2 protein-coding genes are annotated in these 1,170 nt (G+C 42.3%); both read left to right on the plus strand.

Going from position 1 to position 1,170, the window contains the following annotated elements; translation table 11 throughout:
- Positions 1-513, plus strand: a 513-nt coding sequence (locus F566_RS31350; RefSeq protein ID WP_033415482.1) for a phospholipase D-like domain-containing protein, incomplete at its 5' end; no start/stop codon positions are given.
- The gene (locus F566_RS0100040; protein WP_157496515.1) at positions 495-1,115 is read left to right on the plus strand and encodes a hypothetical protein; all 621 of its coding nucleotides are present in this window, start codon (positions 495-497) and stop codon (positions 1,113-1,115) included. The genes F566_RS31350 and F566_RS0100040, both read left to right, overlap by 19 nt.
- The last annotated feature ends 55 nt before the right edge of the window (positions 1,116-1,170 follow it).

Consider the following 1,170-nt stretch of genomic DNA (forward strand, 5'->3'; position numbering starts at 1 on the left):
GCCATCACAAACCAACCTCAAACCGTAATTTCCCGTAGAAAAATCACCTGCAAAAAAAGTTGGCGGTTATCGCAGCTACCCGGTCACTACCCCTGTCTGGATGCTCGTAAAGAGGCCGAAAGGAAATCGGAGATCCATTATGTTCTCAACAAAAATGGTGTGGAAGTGCATCGATATAGTTCAGACCCTAGAGAACCTTATGATTATCAAAAGTATGCGAACTTTAACGATTTCTTTTTACGGTTTATCAGTGCAAGAGCTGCAGGATGCCACGGGAGTGAGGTGGCCTTCTTTCCTGAGGTTTTCAAAGCTCACGTGACTATGATGGTAGCCGTGAATGATGCCAATTTGGATTCCAGTGATAAGACGAATCTGATGATGGATCATACAAAAATAGTGTCTCAAAATCGCGAAGAGAATGAAAAGTATTATCAAGAGATGACGCGTCATTTTATGAATGGCATATTCTATCGACTGGTTAATGGGTATGTAAATTGGATAATAAGAACCTGAAAGGAAAGTCGCATTTATTAGCGATAATGATTTTAATGCATTTGATTTATAGCACGGTTGTCTCGGCTTCGGAAGTTATTCCCGGTAAGTCAGATGGGATACTGTTCCTGCCGATGCCCCAGAAATGGAGAATCTCCTCGGTAACTGCATCGGATGAATCGAGTGCCTTGCCAAGAAGAAAAGCAGATGAGTTGGAGGGAAAGCTTTTCTTTTTCGGTGCCAACTACTTTCGTTACGGTAACCCTATGGATTTGGATGCAAGCTTCATTAGTGCTTGCTTTGAAAAGCACGGGAATAATCTGATCGCCTACCCTCGAGGTGCAAACCGAGTAGAAGCAGGAATCAAGTTGGTTTTTAATTCTGACTCTGCCAGAGGACTGAATGTTCGTTTCCCGTCATCTTTAACACTTCAATTAGAGCCTGATCATCGAACTGAAATAACGACAGAGCAGTACAGTAAACAAATGACGTATATGAATGATTCCTTCATAAAGGCTCATAAGCTTCACATAGAAGATTGCTCGGTGGAGTCATTGGTTAGGGCTAAAAAACTGGCGGATATTGCTAGGGAGAGTCTGAATAACCCCAAGGTTCTGAGGTAATTCAAACTCTCGACGATATATGGCCGAATATTCAGAGTGTTTTTCCGGCCATTTT

Origin of the sequence: Hahella ganghwensis DSM 17046, assembly GCF_000376785.1 — a bacterium.
Taxonomy (GTDB): Bacteria; Pseudomonadota; Gammaproteobacteria; order Pseudomonadales; family Oleiphilaceae; genus Hahella; species Hahella ganghwensis.